This is a genomic window from Nocardioides sp. S5 (genome assembly GCF_017310035.1).
Taxonomy (GTDB): Bacteria; Actinomycetota; Actinomycetes; order Propionibacteriales; family Nocardioidaceae; genus Nocardioides.
Genome location: NZ_CP022296.1, coordinates 2103857 through 2124182 on the forward strand (window position 1 = coordinate 2103857; position 20326 = coordinate 2124182).

Genomic DNA, 20326 nt, shown 5'->3' on the forward strand with positions numbered 1-20326 from the left:
GCGCCCTAGAGTCCCCCACGGGGCTGGAGGGAACCGATGGCCCTCGTGGGGAGGTGGGCATGCCGCGCAACCAGGGTGCGCTGAGTCGTCTGGCCGAGCTGATGCGACGCGTCAACTCCTCCACCGACACCGAGGTGATCCTCGAGGAGATCGCGCACGGCGTGGTCGACGTCCTCGGCTACGGCGTCGCGGCGATCGCCCGGCTCGAGGGCGACGTGCTGGTGATGACCAACGTCGCCGGCCCGCCCGACGTCGTCGCGCAGATCCTGCACCGCCGCACCCCTGCCGAGCAGATCCTCGACGAGTTCCGCGAGGCCGACAGGTGGGGCATCCTGCGCTTCGTCCCCGCAGGCCGGATGTCGGAGGAGCGGCTGCGCGCGGCCTGGATCCCCGAGGTCGAGCCCAGCGACGACCCGGACGCCTGGCACCCCCAGCACGCGCTCTACGCCCCGCTCTACTCCGCCGGCGGTGAGCTCCTCGGCAACATGGCCGTCGACCTGCCGGCCGACGGCCGGGTGCCCGACGAGGCCGACCGCGAGCTGCTGGAGATGTTCGCCGTGCAGGCGGGTGTCGCGCTGTCCAACGCTCGTGAGCGGGAGCGGCTCACCGACCGCGCCCGCCTCGACCGGATGCTGACCTCGGTCGCGGCGGCCGGCGCCGGCGTCCAGGGCGGGCTCGCCCAGGCGATGACGGCGGCGGTGGAGGCCGTCGCGGAGGCGCTCGGCACCACCCAGTCCGTCGTACGCACGTTCCCGAGCGACGTGCAGGGCCACCAGATCGGCGTCGGCACCCCGCGACCCTTCACCCCCGACCACGACGTGCCGGAGATCCGCGAGGACCTCGCCGCCCTCGACGACCTGCCGGTGCTGGTCGAGCTGGGGCTCCACGACGTCGCGTCGGCGCGGCTCCCGAGCAGTGCCGAGCCGGTGCAGCAGCTCATGCGGGCGCTGCGCGTCCAGCGCGCCCTCGTCTGCCCGCTCGTCTCGCAGGACGACCTCGTCGGCTACCTCGTGCTCGGTTTCGCCCGCAACACCCGGCCGTTGACCCCGTCCGAGGCAGACGCGGTGCTGGAGGTGGGGCGCCTGCTCGCGCAGGCCGTGCGCGCCTCCCGTGTCCTGGAGACCGAGCAGCGCCTGGTCCAGGAGCTGCGCGAGCTCGCGCGCTACCGCAGCGAGCTGATCGCCACGATCTCCCACGAGCTCAAGACCCCGCTCACCGCGATCCTCGGTCACGCCGAGCTGATCGCGGACCGCCACCCGGACATGACGTCGCTCGACGCGATCATCCGCAACGCCCAGCGCCTGAACAACCTGGTCGCCAACCTCCTGCACTACTCCCGCATCCAGGGCCGCCGCGAGACGGTGCGCCGCGCCGTCGATCTCGCCGAGCTGTGCGAGGCCAGCGTCGACCTGCTCAGCATCCGGGCCAAGCAGGCGGGCGTCGGGCTCGCCTTCGATCGCACCGGGACCGCGCCGGTCGTGGTGTTCGGCGACCCCGAGGAGCTCGCCCGGGTCATCGACAACATGGTCGACAACGCCGTGAAGTACACCCCCGAGGACGGCTCGGTCGCGGTGTCGATGGAGGTGGGCGAGGACGAGGTGAGCATCGAGGTGACCGACACCGGCATCGGCATCTCGTCGGCCGACCAGGGGAATGTCTTCTCGGCCTTCCACCGCTCCACCAACCCCAACGCGCTCTCCGTGCCCGGCACCGGCCTCGGCCTGCCGATCGCCCAGCGGATCGCGGAGTCCCACGGCGGCACGCTCTCGGTGCGCTCCGACCTGGGCCAGGGCAGCACCTTCCGCTTCACCCTGCCGCTGCGCTCCCCGCGAGAGCAGGGCTGAGCCCACCGGTCACGACGGGACGGGCCGCGTCGAGGTGGACCACGCGGTCCATCGCCTCGAGCCCGATCGTGCCGTGCGTGATCCACACGACCGAGCGCCCCGGACGGGCGGCCGAGCCGAGCATCTGTGCCGCGACGGCCCGCGCAGTGGCGGCGTCGAGGTGGGCGGTGGGCTCGTCGAGCACCAGGACCGGAGCGTCGGCCAGCAGCGCCCTGGCCATCGCCAGGCGGGCGCGCTCACCCCCGGACACCTCACGCGACCCCGCACCGACGTGGGTGTGGACGCCGTCGGGCAGGCTGTCGATCCACTCGCCCAGCCGGGCGCGGTCCAGCGCGTCGCGCACGTCGTCGTCGCTGGCACCAGGTCGCGCCAGTCGCACGTTCTCGGCGACGGAGGAGGCGAAGACGTGGGGGTCGTCGTCGACGAGGCCCACCGTGCGTCGTACGTCGTCCAGCGTCAGCCGGCGCAGGTCCGTGCCGCCGAGCAGGGCCACGCCCGACACGGGGTCGATGAAGCGCACGAGCGTGGCCGCCAGGGTCGACTTGCCCGCGCCCGATGGGCCGGTGATCCCGACGTGCTCACCGGGTCGGAGGTCCAGGCTGTCGAGCGCCAGGACAGGACGCTCGGCCCAGCCGAGCTCCGCGTCGCGGAGAGCGAGCGCGTGGGTGGCGGGGAGCGGTTCCGGGGACGGCGGGTCGCTGACCGCCGGCGTGGTGGCCGCGAGGCGGTCGAGGCGCTCTCGGGCAGCGCCGGCGCGTACCGACAGGGCGCCTGCGTCGGCGAGCCCGCCGGTGACGTCGGCGAGTGCCAGCGGGACCAGCAGCAGCAGCGCGAGGAGCGCGGGTGAGACCTCGGCAGGCGTCACGGTCACGGCGACGAGCACCACGCCCAGGCCGGCGGCGGCGGTGGTGAGCGCGGAGGCGGCGGCGACGGCGCGCGCGGAGCGGCGTACGGCAGCGGCGAGCGCGTCTCCCTGCTGCCGCACCGCGTCCAGCGCTCGCGGCGTGGCGGCCCACTGCTCCAGCTCGCGCAGGCCGTGGGCGACCTCCTCGACGCCCGTGCCGAGGGCTGCGCGCGCGGCGAGGACCTCAGGCTCGACGGCCGACACTCCGCGGCGGGCCAGCGCGAAGGCCGCCGCACCGGTGGCACAGACGCCGAGCACGACCAGGCCGGCGGCCGGGGCGACGAGCCAGGTGAGCAGCGTCGCACCGCACCCCACGAGCACGGCCGTGGCGACCGGCTGCCGCACCCGGAGCCGGTCGTCGAGCAGGGCGTCGACGTCGTCGACGACCCGCGTGAGGAGGTCGCCGCGACGGGGGCCGAGGCGCCCGGGCACGAGCGGGACGAGGTCGGCGTAGACCTGCGCCCGGCGCTCGGCGAGCTCTCGCAGCACGACGTCGTGGCTCAGCACCCGCTCGGCGTGGCGCAGCACCGGGCGCGCGAGCCCGAAGAGGCGTACGCCGACGATCGCGACCATCAGGTAGAGCACCGGCGGTTGCTCGCTGGCGCGGGTGATGAGCCAGCCGGCCGTCGCCGTCAGCGCGACGCCGGACGCGGTCGACAGCGCTCCGAGCAGGGTCGCGGTGCGCAGGCCCCAGCGGGGCTGCGGGTCGTCGTCGGGTGCCGGGTCCGGTGCGGGGGCCGCCGCTGGGTGGCGGCACACGACAGGCGCCGCGGTGGTTTCGGTGTCGGGTGCCGCCATGGTCGAGCGATCGATGTCGTGTGCCGCCACCCCCGGCGGAGTGGCAGCGGGCGCCAGCTCCAGCACCCGGTCCGCGGCGGCGAGCACCGCGGGGCGGTGGGCGACGACGAGGACCAGGCTGGTGCGGGCGAGCACGGCGATCGTGTCGAGCAGCACCTGCTCGGTCTCCTCGTCGAGGTGGGCGCTCGGCTCGTCGAGGAGCACGACGGGCCGGGCGGCCAGCACGACGCGCGCGAGCGCGACGCGGGCCCGCTGGCCGGCGGAGAGGCCGGCGCCGTCCTCGCCGAGGGGCGTGTCCAGGCCCTCTGGCAGGGCGCGCACCGCGTCGGCCAGGCCGACAGCGGCCAGTGCGGCCCACACCTCGTCGTCCCCGGCGTGGGTGCGCCCCAGACGGACGTTGGCGGCGATCGTGTCGGCGAGCAGCCACGGTCGCTGCGGTGCCCAGGCGACCTGGTCGCGCCACCACGCGGGGTCGGTCCGCGGCAGGGGAGTGCCGCCCACCACGACGACGCCGTCGCGCGGCGCCAGCTCGCCGCGCAGCGTCGCGAGCAAGGTCGACTTGCCGCAGCCGGACGGCCCCGCGATCGCGACGAGCCCGCGCTCGGGCAGGTCGAGGTCGAGGGGTGCGGTCAGGGGCGTGTCGTGGCCGACGACGAGCCCGTGCAGGCGCAGCGTCGCGCGTGCCGGGCGCTGCGCCCCGCGAGGCTGCGAGGCGGCCCGGGCCAGCAGCGCGTCGGCCTCGGCCAGGGCAGCGGTGCCCTCGGCGGCGGCGTGGAACTCCGCGCCCACGCGGCGCAGCGGCCAGTAGGCCTCCGGCGCCAGCAGCAGCACGGTGAGGGCGACGCGGAAGTCGACCGACCCCGACGCCAGCCGGAGACCGACGGTCACCGCCACCAGCGCGACGGAGAGCGTGGCGACCAGCTCGAGGACGGACGAGGAGGCGAAGGCGAGCTTGAGCGTGTCGACGGTCGCGCGGCGGTAGCGGTGGGTGACCGAGCGGATGGTCGCGACCTGGGCCTCGGCCCGCCGGTGCGCCACGAGCGTCGGCAGGCCGCGCGCCACGTCGAGGAAGTGGCCCGACAGCGCCTCCATCGCGCGCCACTGCGTCCGCGCCCGGTCGCGCGTGGTCAGGCCCACCAGGACCGCGAAGACCGGCACGAGCGGCAGGGTCAGCGCGACGACGAGCCCCGACAGCGGGTCGAGCCACGTGATCGCGACCAGGGTGAGGACGGGCAGGACGGCGGCGGGCACCAGCGCCGGGAGGTAGCGGGTGACGTAGGGCTCGACCCCGGCCACGCCGCGGGTCGCGAGCACCGACAAGCGGGCGGGCGCGACGTCCGCGGTGCGGCGTACGGCATCGAGGAGCCGCAGGCGCAGCGCGCCGGACACCTCGCCGGCCGCCCGCGCTGCCGCCACCTGGGCGGCGTACGCCGTCGCGGCGCGGAGCAGCACGAGTGCGGCGAGCCACCACCCCGCGGTCGTCCAGTCGCGGCCACTGACCGCCGCCACCACCAGGGCGCCGAGCGCGAAGGCCTGCGCCACCGTCGCCAGGCCGCCGAGCACGCCGCCGGCGACCACGACCGCGAGCGCCCTGCGCGCCGGTCGCAGGTGGGTGCGGACGGACGCGTCGAGCGGCCTCACGACGCGGTGTCGCTCGTGCCGGCGAGGACGGCCGTGGGGATGTGCCGCACCGAGATCCGCTTGCGGAAGACCCAGTAGGTCCACGCCTGGTAGCCCAGCACGATCGGGGTGAAGATCACCGCGACCCACGTCATCACCTTCAGCGTGTACGCCGTCGCGGCCGCGTTGGTCGTGGTGAGCGAGTACGCCGGGTCGGTGGTCGACGGCATCACGTCGGGGAACAGGCCCAGGAACAGGCCGGCGACGGCGAGCGCGATCGTGACGAAGGTGCCCACGAAGGCCCACCCCTCACGCCCGGCCCGGGCCGAGACGAGCCCGGCGACCAGCGAGGCGGCGGCTGCGGCGAAGACGACCGCGGTGAGCGCGGTCCCGGTCTTCAGCTGCGTCCACACCAGGAAGACCACCGCGAGGACGGCGGCGACGACGCCGATGCGCACGGCCAGGTCGCGGGCGCGGTGGCGGATCTCGCCGTCGGTCTTGAGCGCGACGAACATCGCCCCGTGGGTGGCGAAGAGGGTGAGCGTCACCAGCCCGCCGAGCAGGCCGAACGGGTTCAGCAGGGTGAAGAGGCTGCCGGTGAACTCCTTGTCGGCGTCGATCGGCACGCCCGCGACGATGTTGGCGAACGCGACGCCCCACAGCAACGACGGGACGAAGGACCCGATGATCAGGGCGAGGTCCCATCGGCCCTTCCACTCGGTCTCCTCGCGCTTGTGGCGGTACTCGAAGGAGAGCCCGCGCACGATGAGCGCCACCAGGATGAGCAGGAGCGGCAGGTAGAAGCCGCTGAAGAGGGTGGCGTACCACTCGGGGAAGGCGGCGAAGGTCGCTCCGCCGGCCACCAGGACCCACACCTCGTTGCCGTCCCAGACCGGGCCGACGGTGTTGATCATGACGCGGCGCTCGGTGTCGTCGCGGGCCAGCACCGGCAGCAGCATCCCGACGCCGAAGTCGAATCCCTCCAGGCAGAAGTAGCCGACCCACAGCACGGCGATGAGGGCGAACCAGACGGTGGTCAGTTCCATGGTGGTCTCTCTGTCGTGGCGTCGTGGTCGGTCAGTAGGCGAAGGTGAGCGGCTTGTCCTCGTCGGAACCGCCGACCCTGACGCGCGGCGGCTCCTCGAAGGGGTCCGCGCCCTTCTTGACGTAGGTGATGAGGAGCTTGACCTCGATCACGGCGAGCACCGCGTAGAGGAGCGTGAGCACGATGAGGGAGGTCGCGGCCTCGAAGACCGAGACACCGGGGGAGACACCCGACTCGGTGGTCATCAACCCGAAGACCACCCACGGCTGGCGGCCCATCTCGGTGAAGATCCAGCCCCACGAGCTCGCCAGCGTGGTGGCGATCGGCAAGCTCAGTCCGAGGACGCCGAGCCAGCGCACTCCCGGCGTACGCCCCTGGCGGGTCAGCCACAGGATGAGAGCCGCACCGGCGGCTGCGAAGGCGCCGAGGCCCATCATGAAGCGGAAGGACCAGTAGGTGACCGGGATGACGGGGGTGTAGTCGCCCTCGGTCCAGGCCTTCGACGTGGGGTCCTGGCCGTAGGTCTCGACGTATTCCTCGCTCAGCGGATTGATGCCCTCGACCGTGCCGTCGATGGAGCCCGTGCCGAGGAAGGACAGCAGGCACGGGACCGTGACGGCGAACTTCTCCTCCTTGCCGTCGGGCGTGCCGACGGTGAAGACGGAGAACGGTGCGCAGCGCTCGCTGGTCTCGTAGAGGCCCTCGGCAGCCGCCATCTTCATCGGCTGCACCTCGGTCATCACCTTGCCCTGGAGGTCTCCGGTGATCGCGACGCCGATGCCGGCGAGCAGCGTGATGACGGCGCCGATGCGGATGGCGCGGTGGTACATCGGCCGGTCGGCCTCGTGCTTCTTCTTCATGTAGAGGTAGGCGCTGACGCCGAGCAGGAAGGTGCCGGCGGTCATGTAGGCCGCGAGGATCACGTGCGGGAAGGTCACGACCTGCACCTTGTTGAACATCACCGCCCAGAAGTCGGTCAGCTCCGCGCGCCCGGACTCGGCGTTGTAGGTGTAGCCCACCGGGTGCTGCATCCACGAGTTGGCCGCGAGGATGAACCACGACGACGCCAGCGTGCCGAGGTGCACCAGCCACATGCAGCCTGCGTGCAGGCCGCGGGGGAGCTTGTCCCAGCCGAAGATCCACAGGCCCAGGAAGGTGCTCTCCAGGAAGAAGGCCAGCAGCCCCTCCACCGCGAGCGGTGCGCCGAAGACGTCGCCCACGAACCGGGAGTAGTCCGACCAGTTCATGCCGAACTGGAACTCCTGGACGATGCCGGTCACCACGCCGATGGCGAAGTTGATCAGGAAGAGCTTGCCGAAGAACTTCGTCAGGCGGAGGTAGTCCTCCTTGCCTGTCCTCACCCACGCGGTCTCGAGCCCGGCGATGACGGCGGTGAGCCCGATCGTCAGCGGCACGAACAGGAAGTGGTAGACGGTGATGATCCCGAACTGCCACCGGGCGATGTCGAGGACGTCCATGGGCACACCCTTGCGTTGGTCAGGCGCCGTGGCGCGGTACTACGACAGATCGTAGTAGATACTACGCAGTGTCGTACTTCCTCGGTCAGGGCCCCTAGACTCCTGTCCCATGAGTCCAAGGTCCCGGATGGGAGAGCTCGAGCAGGCCGTCCTCGACGCGCTGTGGGACGGCGACGGCGCGTCGAGCGGCCGTGAGGTGCACGCCCGGCTCGAGGGACGCGACCTGGCCTACACGACCGTGATGACCGTGCTGGACCGGCTCGTCGCGAAGGACGTCGTGGTCCGCGAGCGCGACGGCCGGGCCTTCCGCTACGCGCCGCGGCTCAGCCGCGCGGCAATGACCGCGGAGCTGATGCGCGAGGCGCTCGAGGCGACCGGGGCCGACCGTGACCAGGCCCTCGTCTCCTTCGTGGGCGAGGCCAGCGCCGAGGACCTCGCGGCCCTGCGCCGCGCCCTCGCCGACCTCACCTGACCGGGGGACTCGCGCGTGCTGACCCCGCTCGTGCTGGGGGCGCTCGCCGTGGTGTTCGCCGGACCGCTGCCGTGGGCGCTGTCGCGCTGGACGACCCTGAGGCGTACGCCGTCCGCGGCGATGCTGCTGTGGCAGAGCACCGCCCTGGCAGCTGTCCTCGCCGCCCTCGGTGCCGGTCTCTCCCTGGCCACCGACCGCCTGTGGGTGGCCCCCGTCGCGGCGGGTGACGTCGTCGTGGCGGCGCTCGCCGGACTGGTGACGGTCGTGGTCGCGGCGCGGCTGCTGCTCAGCGGCCACCGCACCGGCACCGCCCTGCGCCGGATGCGGCGTACGCACCGCGAGCGCGTCGACCTGGTGGCCCGCACGGACGGGGGAGTCTCGGTGCTCGAGCACGACCTCCCGGTCGCCTACTGCGTGCCGGGGATGACCGGATCGCGCATCGTCGTCTCCCGTCCCACCCTGACCCGTCTCTCGGCCGACGAGCTGGCCGCGGTCCTCGAGCACGAGCGCTCGCACCTGCGTGCGCGCCACGACCTCGTCCTCGAGGCCTTCGCCGTGCTGCACCGCGCCTTCCCGCGCGGGGTGGCCAGCGGGTCGGCGCGACGGGAGGTCGAGGTGCTCGTGGAGGTGCTGGCCGACCGCGCCGCCTGCCGCACGGGTGATCGCCGCGCGCTGGTGTCGGCGCTGCTCGCGCTAGCCGGCTCGCCGGCTCCCGCCGGGGCGCTGGGGTCGGCCGGCTCGCTCGCGGCCCGGGTGGAGGTCCTGCGCGACCCCCGTCCCCGACCCGTGCAGTCGGTGGGTGTGGCGCTCCTCGCTGCTGCGATCCTCGCGCTGCCCACGCTGCTGGTCGTGCTGCCGTGGCTGGCGGGACTCGACGCGCGCTGAGGCGCTGCCCCGGGGCGCAGTGCGTCCGGACGGCCGGGAGGCCCCGGCGGACGGATCCGCCGGGGCCTCCCGGTGTGGTGCTGGTGGTGCTGTCAGCGTGCGGTCAGCGTCGTACGACCTTGAACCGCAGCTTGTCCTTGCTGCGCTCGACGGTGTCGGAGCCCTTGTAGACGGCGACGAGCTTGTGCTTGCCGACCTTCAAGTTCTTCTTCACCTTGAACATGATCCGGCCGTCGTCGAGACGCTTGGTCCGGACCTTCTTGCCGTCGATGCGGACCACGACGCGACCCGTCGCGGTGGTGCCGTCGGCCTTGACCTTCACGACCACCCTGAAGTCCTGCTTGAAGCGGGGCTTGCGCGGCTTCACCTTCGCCACCGTGGTGGAGTCGGCCTTGCCGGCGGGCGTCGCTGCCACCACCGTGGCGGTGAACTTCGCCGACGAGGTCGCCAGCGAGCCGTTGCCCTCGTAGGTCGCGGTCAGCTGGTTGGCACCGACCGGCAGGTCGGCCGGCAGGGCCACGGAGGCCTTGCCGTCCACGAGCGCGGCCGAGCCGAGCTCCTTGCCTGCTGCGTCGGTGACGACCACGTCGCCGCTCGGCGTGGAGCCGACCGAACCGTCGCGGGCCACGGTGACCTCGGCGGTGGACGCGGTGCCGAAGGTCGACGGCTCGGGCTGGTGCACGGCCGTCGTCTTCGTCACCAGCTTGCAGTCGACGACCTCGATGTTGTCGACGTACCAGCCCTCGTTGCCGCCACAGCCGTCACGACCGATGTCGAAGCGGAGCTGGACGGTGTCACCAGGCTCGATGCCCGCCGCGACGAGGTCGATCTGCGACTCGCCCCAGCTGCCCTTGGTCTCGCCACCGTCGGTGCCCGTGAAGCCGGGCTCGCCGGCCAGCGGGTTGGTGTTGGTGGCAGGACCGGAGAGGGTGGTGGGCGCGTTGTAGATGTAAGCGCCCGCCGGGATGGCCTTGAAGCCGCCGCGTCCGTTGACCTCCATCTTGACGTTGCCGCCGTCGTAGCCGATCTCGGTCGCGACGTAGTGCTCGAAGGTGAGCTTCGGGGCACGCAGGGTGTCGGGCATCTCGATGACCGGACCCGTGATCGAGTCGCGGCTCGAGAAGTCACCGGCCGTGCCGGAGCACTGACCCTGGTCGGGAGCCGGACCGAACGCGACCTTGCTCGCGTGCGGGGCGCCCGTGCCGGCCGGGGCGTTGGCAACGCTCTGCCACGCCTCGTGCAGGCCACCCTCGTAGACGACCTCGAAGCTGGGGGTCCAGCCCGTGAGGCCGTCCTCGAAGTCCTCGTTCCACAGCACGTCCTCGGCGAAGCCCTCACCACAGGTGGCGGGGGCGTCCTTGCCGAGGAGCGCCTGGAAGTCGCACTTCACCGGAGCGGTGCGCATCTCCGTCGCGGCCGTGGCGGCCGACACCGAGGCGCAGTCGCCGGCAGCGATCGGGGTCGCGGCCTGCGGCGTCGCGTCGGAGGCCGTGGTGAGCTGGTTGATCGGGGCGCCCACCAGGTCGACGCAGGACTGCTCGAAGGCGTTGGCCGCGTCGATGAAGTTCGACTGCGGGGTCAGGTACGCCGTCTGGGCACGCCACCAGATGGCGGCGGCCTTGTCGAGACCGAGACCGGCGATGGTCTGGCCGTTGTAGGTGCCACCGTCGACGACGAGGGCGTAGGCGTGGTTCGGCACGCCCGAGTTGGAGTGCACGCCGCCGGCGTCGGCGCCGGTCGGGTCGCACTTGTACTCGGCGTCGCTGACCTTGCCCGGGTCGCCGTAGCAGGTGGGCGTCCACATGTCGCGGATCGCGCCGCCGAAGGCGGTCGACTTCTCACCCATCAGCCACCGGGTGGTGTCGGGGCGGGTGCTGACGTCCTCGGCCACGACGCGGACGGTCTTGACGGCCGTGGTGCTCTTGAACTTCGCACCGTCGGCCTGGGAGACCATCACGCCGTAGAGAGCCGGGTCGCCGGTGAAGCCGGCCGGCGGGTCGACGTTGTTGTTGCCGATCACGATGCCGGTCGCGCCGGCGGTCTTGGCGTTGGCGACCTTCGTGGCGAACGGGCAGGTGCCGCGGTCGACGTACGCCCACTTGCCGGTGACGGCGGCGGCGTTGGTGAAGGCCGTGCAGCCGTCGGTCGTGGTGGGACCGGTGGCGTTCGCCGCGTCGGTGGCGACGACGACGTCGGCGGTGACCGGCGTCGTGGTGAACGGCTTGGCGCCCGTGGCAGCGACGGCCGAGCACGGTCCGGCGAGGCTCGCCGGCGCGGTGATCGTCATGTCGAGGCCGGGGGGCGCGGTGACGTCGCAGTCGCCGACGGTGCGCTTGGCCTGGAAGTTCTCGCCCTCGTCCTCGCGACCGTTGACGAGGTCGAGCGTCTCGCCCCACACGTCGGAGTACGACTCGTTGAGCGCACCGGACTGGTACTGGTAGATCAGGCCGGAGGTGTACTCGGTGTAGGCGTGGCCCCACTCGTGCGAGACGACGTCGTCGGACGTGACGCCGTTGCAGTAGTTGGTGGTGACGCCGTTCCAGTTGGCGTTGGGGCAGCTGATGCGGGGGTCGTTGTTGACCGTCCGCATCGTCGCCCCCGCGCCGTCGTAGGAGTCGCGGCCGAAGGCGTTCTCGTAGAGCCAGTAGGACTCACCGGCGGAGTTCACCAGGTTGCGCTGGTCGGTGTTGAGGGTGCCGGGGAACGGGTCGCCCTCCTTCCACACGCGGGTGAGGACCGGCGCGTCCCGCGTGCCGGTCGCCTCGTAGAGCTCGCGCTCGAGTGCCTCGTGCACGTCCGACCAGCGGTTGAGCGCCTTGCCGGTCTGGGCGTCGATGAAGACCGCGTCGCGCACGTTCTTCTCGTTGGTGACCTCGACCTGGTAGGCCAGGACGGCCTTGCCCTTGTCGCCGCGGGTGGCACCCATGCGGTAGACGACGAGCTCGGTGGCGCCGGCGGCGATGCCGGTCAGGTCCGCCTTCTCGCCGTCGTGGCTCGGCGGGTCCTCCTTCACCAGCCCGACCGCACGCGTGCCGGCCTCGGCGGCCGTGAGCCGCGGGTCGACCGAGAGGGTCAGGTTCGGTGCGGCGTAGCCGTTGACCGAGGTCAGGTCGCCGTCCTTGTCGACCTGCGCGCGCAGCATCGAGCCGAAGACGTCGACGCCGCGGTAGCGCTGCGTCAGCGTGACGGTCCAGCCGGCGGGCGACTTCTGCACGTCGCGCTGGACGAGCTCGTCCGGGCGGGCGCCGAAGTTGCCGGCGTACCTGGCGAGATAGGCGTCGACCTTGTCGCGCGCGGCGGAGAGCGAGGCGCCCTCCGTGCCCGGCAAGAGGTCGCCGTCGCCCTTGACCCGCAGGAAGCCCACCTTGCCGGTGGACTCCTCACGGGTGACGGCGACGGCGCCGTCGGCGCGGTCGACCATGGCTGCAACGCCACGGGTGTCGGCCTGTGCGGCCGGTGATGCTTGCACCCCGCTCGTTGGGAGTGCGGCGAGTCCCGCCCCCACGACTGCGAGAGCAAGTCCTCTGTTGAGGAGCTTCACTCTGTTTCCTCCAGTTCCGAGATGCACTCGGAACCAGATGTCGCCCGAGTGATCCGGGTCACCATAAGAAGGACGTCCTACCTTTGTGAAGAGCGGGGGGCACAACGGTGTCGTTTTGCCCTCCCAGGGGTGACCGCGCGACGACCGGTCCACGACACGCACACGTGTGGTCCCTGTGACTGGTGTGACGTGGCCGTAGGGTCGGGCCATGGCGACCCGTACGTCTTCCCCGCCGGGGTCGCGGAGCTCGAGCACGTCTGGAACCAAGCGCACCACCAAGGGTTCGAGCACCCGATCACGGAGTACCAGCAAGCGCCCCTCCTCTTCGTCCGCGAAGGGGCGGAGCCGCTCGAGCGCGTCCTCGCGCCGACCCGCATCGCGTCCTGCGCCCCGCGCCGTACGCAACGGGCCGGGGCCGGTCTCACGCTCGTTCGGTGCGATCGGCCGTGGTGTCGCCGCCGCGTGGCTGGGCCTGGCCCACGCCCTCGGAGCGGTCGCCCGCTCGATCGGGCAGTCCGCGCGCGACCTCGACCCCGAGCACCGCCGCGACGGAGTGGGCCTGTTCCTCTTCGGCCTCGCGACGGTCGCGGCCGCCGCCGTGTGGTGGCAGCTGCCCGGGGGAGTGATGGACTTCGCCCGCTCGGTGACCGCCGGCGCGGTCGGCAAGGTCGGCTGGTTCGTGCCGCTGTTCCTCGTCTGGGCCGGGTGGCGCACGCTGCGCGACCCCGAGCGCAACGGCCCCGCCGGCCGACAGGTGATCGGCTGGTCGGCCTTCGCGCTGGGCCTGCTCGGCATCGTGCACATCGCCAACGGCAACCCGCAGCCGGTGCTCGGCGACGCCTCGAACCTCCAGGAGGCGGGCGGCGCAGTCGGCTACGTCACCTCGAGCCTGCTGCTCGACCTCATGCAGACGCCGTACGTCGTGGTGCCGCTGCTGGTGCTGCTGGCCACCTTCGGCATCCTGATCATCACCGCCACGCCGGTCTACCAGGTCCCGGCGCGCCTCGCCGCGCTGCGCGACCAGGCGCTGGGCCGCACCCACGCCGAGCCCGAGGCCGAGGAGCCCACCAAGCCGGTGCGCACCCGCCGCCGCTCCGCGCTCGACGACGAGGTCGACCCCGAGATGGGTGACCCGGCCTACGACAGCCCGGTGCTGTCGGACCGTGAGCTGAAGAAGCGTCGGAAGAAGAAGCCCGAGGCGGCCGAGGAGCCGTTCGAGGACTACGGCATCGACCTGTTCGCCGACGCGCCCACCGAGGTCAGCCCGGCCGTGCCGGACGCCCCGTCGGCGCCCGAGGCGCTCGAGCCGCCGCCGCACACCCCGCTCCCGGCACGGGTGGAGCAGCTGGCGCTGTCCGGCGACATCACCTACTCCCTGCCCGGCAACGAGGTGCTCAAGCCCGGATCGGTCCACAAGGCCAGGTCCAAGGCCAGCGACGCGGTCGTCGAGCGGCTGATGCAGGTGATGGACGAGTTCGGCATCGACGCCACCGTCACCGGCTACACCCGCGGTCCGACCGTCACCCGCTACGAGGTCGAGCTCGGGCCCGCGGTGAAGGTGGAGAAGGTCACCGCGCTGTCGAAGAACATCGCCTACGCCGTCGCGTCGGCCGACGTGCGGATCCTCAGCCCGATCCCCGGCAAGTCGGCGATCGGCATCGAGATCCCCAACGTCGACAAGGAGATCGTCTCCCTGGGCGACGTGCTCCGCTCGTCGACCGCGCGCAACGACCACCACCCGATGGTGGCCGGGCTCGGCAAGGACGTCGAGGGCGGCTTCGTGGTCGCCAACATGGCGAAGATGCCCCACCTGCTCGTGGCCGGCGCCACGGGCTCGGGAAAGTCGTCGTTCATCAACTCGCTCATCACCTCGGTCCTGATGCGCTCCACGCCCGACGAGGTGCGGATGATCATGGTCGACCCGAAGCGGGTGGAGCTCAACGCCTACGAGGGCGTGCCGCACCTGATCACGCCGATCATCACGAACCCGAAGAAGGCCGCCGAGGCGCTGGCGTGGGTCGTGCGCGAGATGGACATGCGCTACGACGACCTGGCCAACTTCGGCTTCCGCCACATCGACGACTTCAACAAGGCCGTGCGGGCAGGGAAGGTCGAGGTGCCTGCGGGCAGCGAGCGCGTCCTCGCGCCGTACCCCTACCTCCTGGTCATCGTCGACGAGCTCGCCGACCTGATGATGGTCTCGCCGCGCGACGTCGAGGACTCGGTCGTGCGCATCACCCAGCTCGCGCGTGCCGCCGGCATCCACCTGGTGCTCGCCACGCAGCGGCCCTCGGTGGACGTCGTCACCGGCCTCATCAAGGCCAACGTGCCCTCACGACTGGCGTTCGCGACCAGCTCGCTGGGCGACAGCCGCGTCATCCTCGACCAGCCGGGCGCGGAGAAGCTCGTCGGCCAGGGAGACGGACTGTTCCTGCCGATGGGTGCCTCCAAGCCGGTGCGCGTCCAGGGGTCCTGGGTCACCGAGGCCGAGATCCACCAGGTCGTCAAGCACTGCAAGGACCAGCTCGAGCCGACCTACGTCGAGGACGTGACGGCCCCGAAGGAGTCCAAGCGCGAGCTCGACGACGACATCGGCGACGACATGGAACTGGTGGTGCAGGCCATCGAGCTCGTCGTCTCCACGCAGTTCGGCTCGACGTCGATGCTGCAGCGCAAGCTGCGCGTCGGCTTCGCCAAGGCCGGGCGCCTGATGGACATCATGGAGAGCCGTGGCGTGGTCGGCCCCAGCGAGGGATCCAAGGCCCGCGACGTGCTGGTCAAGCCGGACGAGATCGACGCAGTGATCGCCACTCTGGAGGGGGGAGCCTGATGGGCGCCGCAATGCACGAGACCGAGGTCCACGCCGACGGGACGGGGCAGGGGAGCGGGCACGGCGACGTGCTCAGCGTCGCGCCCGACGTCGTGGAGGTACGCCGCCACGCGGGCGTCGCCGCCGGGGTCGGGCTGACCGCCTCCGCCGTCGCCATCGCCTACCTCGGCCGCGCCGCCGAGAGCGGCTCCGCGCTGGACTGGGCGTTCGTGGTCGCGATGGGCCTGCTCGGTGCCTACTGGCTCGTCGGGCTCGTCGACTCGCGCACCCCGCTGCTCGTCGCCGACGCGCAGGGGATCCGGATCCGCCTCGGGCGCACCTGGCGGGGGCTGCCGTGGACCGCGGTGCACCACGTCGAGCACACGCCGCGCCGCGACCTGCTGCACGACGGCCGCCTCGTCGTGGTGCCGCACAACCTCGAGCTGATCGAGGCCGAGCTCACCGGTGCCGGCAAGCGCCACACCAGCTTCTCGCGCCTGCTGCACGGCGCCCCCTTCGCGGTGCCCCTGGGGCTCTCGACGCGTGTCGTCGGTGCCGGCGACGACCTGTCCGAGGCACTGGTCCGCGTCGCACGTGATGCCGGGCAGGTCGTCGTGCTGGACGACGTCGCTGATGACGTCGCTGGTGACGACGTCGACGTTGCCGACGAGGACTCGCCGGTCGACGAGGCCCCCGTCGTGGAGGAGCCCGCCGATGAGCTGGTCGCCAGCCCGACGCCGGCGGCCCTGCGCGAGACGGGGGCCGGACGACGCTCGGAGGTCCGCCGCGACATCGACGACAGCGAGGTCGACGAGCTCGAGGGCCGTGAGCTGCGTCGTCCCGGGCGAGTCAGCCTCGTCGAGGAGACCCAGTCGTGGGGCGACCGCGTGCGCGCCATCGCCCACCCGGGCGAGCCGGTCGAGCCGCTGGTGCTCGACGACTTCGAGGTCGAGCCCGCCGAGGACCCGGTGATCGGCCCCGAGCTGACCGCCGCCCGCACCCGCCTGGGCCTGACGGTCGACCAGCTGGCCGACCGCACCCGCATCCGCCCGCACGTGATCGAGGCCGTCGAGGTCGACGACTTCGAGCCCTGCGGTGGTGACTTCTACGCCCGGGGGCACCTGCGCACCCTCGCCCGTGTGCTCGGCATCGACGTGGCGCCGCTGCTGGCGTCGTACGACGAGCGCTACGCCCACGCCCCGATCAACCCGCGCCGCGTCTTCGAGGCCGAGCTCGCCACCGGCGTGAACGGCTCGATCCGCGGCACGCGCGGTGGCCCGAACTGGTCGGTTCTCGTGGCCGTGGTCATGGCCTTCGTGCTGGCCTGGTCGATCGCCCGCCTCGTGATGGACACGCCGCCCGAGCTGCGCGGCAACAACCCGGTGCTCAACGGGTCCGGAGGACCGCAGGGAGCCGGCAACGCGCCGCTCGCCGAGCCCGTCGCGGTCGTGGTGAGCGCCCCGGGCGGTGGCGCCCGCATCGTCGTGCGCGACGGAGCCGGCGAAGAGGTGTTCGGGGGGGCGCTCGCGGCCGGTCAGAGCCGTGAGATGAAGGCGTCCCCGCCGGTGCGGGTGATGTCGACCGACGGTGCCGTCACGGTGTCGATCGCCGGCGCCGAGGCGCGTGCGATCGGCGAGGCCGGCGTGTCCGGCCAGGGCACGTTCGTCGCTCCCTGACCGAGGCGCGCCACGTCAGGCCAGGGCGTGCTCGACCAGGAAGGCCTCGCCGCAGGCGGGGCACGCGCCCTCACCGAGGGCGTGGCGGAGTCGGTGGACGACCGTGGGGTGGTCGCCGGCGTGGCCGATCAAGCGGGCGCCCAGGCTGCCCTCCGACGGATCCGCAGGGCGTACGGCAGTGGTCGGCACCGATGCGTCGGTGTCGTCGCGCACGTGCGGGTCGACGCCGCTCAGGTCCGCGACGAGGAACGCGCCGCAGCGCGGGCACGTGAGAGGGAGCGCTCCGTCCGCCAGACCCTCCAAGTGGCGCTGCCAGACGCCCAGGTCCTCGAACGCCACAAGTGCCTGGAGGGCGTGGATCAGCTCGGTATCCGTCGAGGCGTGCGGGAGGTTGCGCTCTGCCAGCTCGCACAGCCGGCGGATCGCCCCGGCGTGCTGGTGGCGTACGACGTCCGGTGCGACCGGCCCGTCGGTCGAGGCGATGATCGCCGACGCGAGGTCGAGCGCCGCGACGTAGCCGGCCGGGCCCTGTCGCTCCGCGATCGCGGCGAGGTGGGAGAGCCCGGCGTGGCTCGCCGGATAGACGGTGCCCTGGTGGCACAGCCGGCTCCACAGCTCGTCCCACGCGCTGCCGGGCTCCGTGCCCGAGCGCTCGGCGGCGGCGAGGAGGTCGGGCACGTCCCCGGCCGGCCCGTAGGCGTGCTCGAGGACGCCCCAGTCGGTCATGCTGGGATCAAAGCAGAGTGCTGGTGCTCGGCGAGGGCTCGTGGCACGGTGTCGGGATGGGGAGTGTCGGAGGTGTGCTCGGGGCGTCGCGTGCGGTGATCGAGGCAGAGGTCTGGGAGTGGCCGCTCCATGGTCTGCGGCATCCGCCGGAGGGTGACACCACCGGTTGGTACGTCTGGACGGGAGAGCTGCGGCAGGACGCAGACTTCTTCCAGCCCTGGCACGTGGCTCATGCACTGGAGCGTTGTCCTGAGCTGGGCAAGCTGCTCGGGCGCCCGCCGGGGTCGCGCTTCGTCTATGCGCCCGGCCACGTCGACGTCTGGCAGGACGACTCGTTGCTGGACGTCTGAGCTGCCTCCGCGCCCCGGGCTGCGGCGCGGCCGCGGTCAGGAGGGCCCGTGCAACAGGCCCAACGCGTCCGCGTGCCGCAGGACGTCGGCGTGGATGGGGTCGTCTCCCGCATCGAGGTAGTCCGCCGCCCGCGGCGCCGGCAAGGTCAGCACCTCGACCACGGTCTCGCCGTCCGAGGGATTGGCCGGCGGGCCCGCGACCCGCACCCGCGCGACGGCGTAGGCCCAGTAGCAACGGGGATGGGGAAGGTGCGGGCGATAGGGGCGGTCGCGCTCGCTGTCGGCCCGGTGCGCGGAGAACTGGACCACCGGTCCTACCAGGACGGCGCCCGCCTCTTCGAGCAGCTCCCGCCGTGCGAGTCCGCCGAGGGACTCGCCCGGCTCCCGGGTGCCACCCGGCAGGAAGCGCCAGCCCTCGGCGCTCCGGCACACCACGACCTCGTTCCGCTCGGTCACGGCCACGACGTGCAGGCGCGCGACGAGGTCGTCGGGCGCGACTGCGCTGGAGTACGCGATCCTCGCGTCGGCGTAGCGCACGTACCTTTCCTCGAACAGTCGAGGAAAACGGCTTGGCCAGTCGGCTGACGTGAGGTCCACCTGGCTCAGAATGTCAGTGCGCGCTTCGTGCGGGTCGCATCGCCGGGCCGCTCCGCAGCCGTGACGTTGGTCGGACGTGCCTTCGGCCCCGCCATCGCGTGGGTGGCGGGGTGTGGGGCGGGGTCATCTTCGAGGTGACGGGATCCGGGGTGGGCCGGGGTCGGGTGGGTCAAGTGCGGTGGTGCCGGTGCGGTCTCTTCGGTAGCGGTGCCCGTGCGGGCTCGTCCACTCGAAGACCCCGGGCGCGACCATGTCGTGGTGCCAGGCGGTGTGGGTCTTGAGGCGGTGGTGGAAGCGGCACAAGGCACCGAGGTTCTCGGTCCAGGTCGGGCCGGGTTGGGGTCTGCCTTCCGCGTCGGCGTGATGGTCGTACTCGGTGACGTGGTCGACGTCGCAACCCCGCGCGGGGCGGGTGCACCACGGGAAGAGGCACACGCGGTCGCGGAGAACCACGTGCTCCCGGATCCGGTCCGGTATCTCGTAACCGGGCGAGTACTTCTCCTGGTTGAGGTCGATGACGGGCTTGACCGTGATCTTGGTGCGGGAGTCGCCGCACCAGGACCTGAGCTGGTCGAGCAGCAGCAGTCGCTGGCCCTCCTCGAGCCGGCCCGTCGCCCCGAAGACCGTGGCGTCGCCGGCCATGGTGGCGTCGAAGTGGGCGTGGAGGACGACCTCGCGTGCCGCGGGGAGGTCTGGTCTCGATACGCCGGCTCGTTCCTCACCGGCTACTCGACCACCAGCAGAACCGTGCAGGTCGAGTGCGGTCTGCGTGCGGGCGAGGTCGCCGAGCGCCTTGGCCCTGCGGGCGTCGAGGGACTCGTGCGAGCCGAGGGCCGTCTGGGTCGCGGCGCCGTGGGCGAGTGCTTGTTGGAGGTCGAGTCCGTCGGCGAGGTCGATCTCGGCCTCGAGCCGGACGGTGCCGGCGAAGTGCACGTCCTGGTCGTGGATGGTGACGTGGCGCGGGTCGACGTGGAGGTACCCGTCCTCGGGGTCCCGCGCCGGGTCCGCCGCGGCGAGGTCGAACCTCTTGATGGTCTCGGCCACGAGGCGGTCGAGCTGCGCGGGTCCGATCCGACCGGCGACGGCGGCGACCTGGGTGTCGACGAACCGTGCCGCCTCCACGGTGAGCGCGGGAGTCGCGTGGATGGTCGCCTCGGCGACCGCCCGCGCTCGCCACGCAGGGACGCGTCCGGCGTGGACCTGCGCCCACAACCGCGGCAGGCGGTGGCGGAGCTCGAGGGCGTGGCCGATGAGCTTCTTCGCCGACACCGATGTGATGCCCAGCACGGTGCCGAGCTCGGCGACGCAGAACTCCGCGACCAGCGGCGTACCAGGGCCCGCGATCGGTTCCTCGTGCTCACACCCTGCGACGGCGAAGGTCGCGGCGTAGTGGATGGACTCGGGCGGGTGGAGGTCGGCCCAGCGGGCAGCGAGATCCAGGACGTCTGCGGCGGCCTGGTCCTCGGCGGTCTTGCGGGAGCGGATCGAGGCGAGCAGGGCTGCGGGGCCGAGGGCGACGTCTGCCCCGGCCTCCGGTTCCGCTTCCAGTTCCTCGATCATGCATTCGATTCTAGACGAGAG

Annotated in this window: 13 protein-coding genes; 6 read left to right on the plus strand and 7 right to left on the minus strand. The window is 72.4% G+C overall.

Translation table 11 applies throughout. The features are described 5' to 3' along the window. Positions 1-59: 59 nt before the first annotated feature. Positions 60-1844, plus strand: coding sequence for a GAF domain-containing sensor histidine kinase (locus tag CFI00_RS10425; protein WP_207085072.1), 1785 nt, complete (start codon positions 60-62; stop codon positions 1842-1844). Here CFI00_RS10425 and cydD read toward each other — a convergent pair. The 3 genes from cydD to CFI00_RS10440 are packed head-to-tail and all read right to left on the minus strand — an operon-like array spanning position 1807 to position 7689. Further along, entirely contained in the window at positions 1807-5187 is a 3381-nt protein-coding gene (cydD, locus tag CFI00_RS10430) for a thiol reductant ABC exporter subunit CydD (protein WP_207085073.1), read from the minus strand. The genes CFI00_RS10425 and cydD overlap by 38 nt on opposite strands. Further along, positions 5184-6212 (minus strand): cytochrome d ubiquinol oxidase subunit II, encoded by a 1029-nt coding sequence (cydB, locus tag CFI00_RS10435; protein WP_207085074.1) that lies wholly within the window; start codon positions 6210-6212, stop codon positions 5184-5186. The genes cydD and cydB overlap by 4 nt, the downstream gene beginning before the upstream one ends. A 31-nt stretch (positions 6213-6243) precedes the next feature. Then, complete coding sequence (locus CFI00_RS10440) at positions 6244-7689, minus strand: cytochrome ubiquinol oxidase subunit I (protein WP_207085075.1); 1446 nt, start codon at positions 7687-7689, stop codon at positions 6244-6246. A 109-nt stretch (positions 7690-7798) separates the two neighbouring features. Here CFI00_RS10440 and CFI00_RS10445 point away from each other — a divergent pair, with 109 nt between their 5' ends. Both CFI00_RS10445 and CFI00_RS10450 read left to right on the plus strand, forming a co-directional pair. Beyond that, complete coding sequence (locus CFI00_RS10445) at positions 7799-8161, plus strand: BlaI/MecI/CopY family transcriptional regulator (RefSeq protein WP_207085076.1); 363 nt, start codon at positions 7799-7801, stop codon at positions 8159-8161. Between the two features lie 15 nt (positions 8162-8176). Next, positions 8177-9046, plus strand: a complete 870-nt coding sequence (locus CFI00_RS10450) for a M56 family metallopeptidase (RefSeq protein ID WP_207085077.1) — start codon at positions 8177-8179, stop codon at positions 9044-9046. Between the two features lie 103 nt (positions 9047-9149). Here the strand turns inward: CFI00_RS10450 and CFI00_RS23870 are convergent, their stop codons facing one another. After that, a complete protein-coding gene (locus CFI00_RS23870) occupies positions 9150-12467 on the minus strand; it encodes a M4 family metallopeptidase (RefSeq protein ID WP_277988370.1) in 3318 nt (1105 codons plus the stop codon). Between the two features lie 328 nt (positions 12468-12795). Between CFI00_RS23870 and CFI00_RS10480 the strand changes: the two genes are divergently transcribed. Beyond that, positions 12796-15417 (plus strand): DNA translocase FtsK, encoded by a 2622-nt coding sequence (locus CFI00_RS10480; RefSeq protein ID WP_207085078.1) that lies wholly within the window; start codon positions 12796-12798, stop codon positions 15415-15417. Beyond that, complete coding sequence (locus tag CFI00_RS10485; RefSeq protein WP_207085079.1) at positions 15417-17072, plus strand: helix-turn-helix domain-containing protein; 1656 nt, start codon at positions 15417-15419, stop codon at positions 17070-17072. The genes CFI00_RS10480 and CFI00_RS10485 overlap by 1 nt, the downstream gene beginning before the upstream one ends. 15 nt (positions 17073-17087) lie before the next feature. Here CFI00_RS10485 and CFI00_RS10490 read toward each other — a convergent pair whose 3' ends face one another. After that, positions 17088-17798, minus strand: coding sequence for a hypothetical protein (locus tag CFI00_RS10490; protein WP_207085080.1), 711 nt, complete (start codon positions 17796-17798; stop codon positions 17088-17090). Between the two features lie 56 nt (positions 17799-17854). Here CFI00_RS10490 and CFI00_RS10495 point away from each other — a divergent pair, with 56 nt between their 5' ends. Continuing rightward, positions 17855-18148 carry a hypothetical protein gene (locus tag CFI00_RS10495; protein WP_207085081.1) on the plus strand — a complete coding sequence of 98 codons (294 nt, stop codon included), beginning with the start codon at positions 17855-17857 and terminating at the stop codon, positions 18146-18148. A gap of 36 nt (positions 18149-18184) precedes the next feature. On the opposite strand, the gene CFI00_RS10500 is transcribed toward CFI00_RS10495, so the two are convergent. Both CFI00_RS10500 and CFI00_RS10505 read right to left on the minus strand, forming a co-directional pair. After that, positions 18185-18685 (minus strand): NUDIX hydrolase, encoded by a 501-nt coding sequence (locus CFI00_RS10500; RefSeq protein WP_207085082.1) that lies wholly within the window; start codon positions 18683-18685, stop codon positions 18185-18187. Between the two features lie 183 nt (positions 18686-18868). Continuing rightward, complete coding sequence (locus CFI00_RS10505) at positions 18869-20305, minus strand: HNH endonuclease signature motif containing protein (protein WP_207085083.1); 1437 nt, start codon at positions 20303-20305, stop codon at positions 18869-18871. Positions 20306-20326 lie beyond the last annotated feature (21 nt).